Genomic DNA, 1,332 nt, shown 5'->3' on the forward strand with positions numbered 1-1,332 from the left:
CCCACACTCAACTCGGAAGAGCCGGAAAACCTGTCCCACAACCCTGGTGAGCGTCGCCCTATCGCTAGCCGTCATAGCCTGCATTCCCCTGAGCCAATCCTTGCTAATCGGTAATACAGTATCAGCCTTGAGCGGTTCAAATGGTGGCACAGCATGGATTTATATTGTTGCTCTTGCCCTTGTCGTTGGAATTAATATCATTGCTAAACGCTGGGTCATAAGTAACATGCTCATCCTCAAATCAAAGGTGAATTATCGGGTTCACTGCATGTTAAATAACAGGTTATCTACATTTCCGTTATCTGATATAGGTAGCACAAAATCACAGGAAGATATACGTGCTGCTAGAGAGGCAATATCGAAACAGGAATTGCAGGTTCACACCATGTCAGTTATGACACTGGTGAGTTCCTTTGCGATGGTTTTCCTCCTCTGTTTTAATATTGCAAACGTCAGCATGGTGGCAGCAATTTTTGCGGCACTGTGTTCACTACCCCTATCTATTGCAATGGTGATTCTCGCTAAACGTGATTACGCTATCTACACCCTAATGTACGAGGATTATCGGGTAGAGAACTACTATCTAGACAATCTGATGGCTCAAAGCCGCGCCCAAGAACTTCACCTCATGAGAGCTTCCCGATTTTTCTCGCAACGCGTAGCGTCCTGGCGACGCCGGGCAGCCGGTAGGGAATTGAGCCTTGAAAGTGTTAGAGGAATCATCTCCGTAGTTGCAGGGCTACTCTGCTCTGTCTTACTTTTTGCGTCCCTGTACTTCCTTGTGGATTCAGGAGCCGATATATCGTATGTGGCCGGATCGCTGATTGGAATCATTGCCTGTGTTGATGCGACCCAAGAGGTGGGATATTCATTTGGTCAGATTATTAATGGAGCATTATCTGTTCAGCAATTCCGAAGGGTCTGCGACTCTGATACTTACGACCATGCTTCTGAGATAAAAACTTCTAACCCTAACCGTGAAAATATTTCAAAAATTATATGCAAAGATGTATCCGTTCAGTATGAGGGCGCGTCGTCTTTTGCGCTTAAAGATATTAATCTTGAGCTGATGAATAATCAAATGATTGCAGTAGTTGGTGCCTCAGGCGCGGGAAAAACAACGCTAATAAATGCAATTCTTGGAATTACACCAATTGCCCAGGGGAGCATAACGTATAAGGGTGCTTCTTCTGAGAGTAAATACAACATGTTGGCAAATGTTGGTTTGGTGAGTCAAGACTACGGCCGTTATGAACTGACTGTGCGTGAAAATCTTCTTCTGGGTTTGCCTCAGGCGGCGGTTGAGCGTCTTGGTGATGCTGATTTGTGGTC

At 45.4% G+C, this 1,332-nt stretch carries 1 protein-coding gene; it reads left to right on the forward strand.

Annotated elements, in window-relative coordinates; genetic code table 11:
- On the forward strand, window positions 1–1,332 hold a 1,332-nt coding region (locus HMPREF2884_RS02470), incomplete at both ends, for an ATP-binding cassette domain-containing protein (RefSeq protein WP_070615312.1).

The organism is Rothia sp. HMSC073B08, from assembly GCF_001812975.1.
GTDB lineage: Bacteria > Actinomycetota > Actinomycetes > Actinomycetales > Micrococcaceae > Rothia > Rothia mucilaginosa.